At 55.5% G+C, this 1,053-nt stretch carries 1 protein-coding gene and 1 pseudogene; both read left to right on the plus strand.

What is annotated here, in order from left to right:
* On the plus strand, nt 1–864 hold an 864-nt coding region (locus Q0835_RS29960), incomplete at its 5' end, for a group II intron maturase-specific domain-containing protein (RefSeq protein ID WP_298967142.1).
* Nucleotides 865–937: 73 nt separating this feature from the next.
* Nucleotides 938–1,053, plus strand: a pseudogene (locus Q0835_RS29965) (DDE-type integrase/transposase/recombinase); the annotation flags it as partial.

Consider the following 1,053-nt stretch of genomic DNA (forward strand, 5'->3'; position numbering starts at 1 on the left):
GTCCTGTCACCGCTCCTGTCCAACATCATGCTCCACGAGTTCGATGTCTGGCTGGAGGCGAAATACCTGAACCGGAAAGCCCTCAAGGATCGTTGGGCATGGAACTTCGGCATTCAGCAGGAACGCCCCATTGCGGTTCGGGAGAATCGGCAATGGAAACCTGCGATTGCCTATTGTCGCTATGCCGATGACTTCGTCATCATCGTCAAGGGGACGAAGGCCCATGCTATGGAGATCCGTGAAGAATGCCGGGCCTTTCTGGAGGACCGTCTGAAGTTGACGTTGAATATGGAGAAAACCCATATCACCCACGTCGACGACGGGTTTGTCTTTCTGGGGCACCGGATCATTCGCAAGCGAGGGTCGAACGGACGCATGTCCGTCGTCACAACAATACCCAGGGAAAAGGCCAAGGCGTTTGTCCGCAAACTGACCGAGACCCTTTCTGGCAATCATAGCGTCAGTACGGTCGATATGATCGCCAGCCTGAACCGCCAGTTGGCGGGATGGGCGGCGTTCTACAAGTTCACCGACTTTAGGGCGTACGTCTTCCGGCGCATCGACCATGTCGTATTCTGGAAAATGGCGCACTGGCTGGGGCATAAGTACCGGTGCCGTATCAAACCTTTGATGCGGAAGTGGTTCAGAGCCCCTGAACCGGGCAAGGCGAAAACCTGGCTCGTCTACGGTCGCAATGAACGTGGCAAGGCCATCGGAAAAGACCTGAAACAGCTTGTCTCAAGCCCAAAGGCTCAATTCCGCTGGCGCAATCCGGAGGTCAATCCATACATCTTCCGGAGTGAAACCCGCAGCACCGTCACCTCACGCTATCATGATGTTGCCATAGCCATGGGCCAAGTTTGAATGGAGAGCCGTATGCGCTGAGAGGTGCACGTACGGTTCGGGGAGGAGAAGCGCAACTGCGCTTCTTACTCCACTCAAGGTTCGGGACAAATGGGTGTACCTGTACCGGGCGGTCGATAAGCACGGAGATACGGTCGATTTCATGCTGTGCGAAACCCGTGATGAAGCGGCAGCAACGGCTTTCTTCAA

Origin of the sequence: uncultured Roseibium sp. (assembly GCF_947499295.1) — a bacterium.
Taxonomy (GTDB): Bacteria; Pseudomonadota; Alphaproteobacteria; order Rhizobiales; family Stappiaceae; genus Roseibium.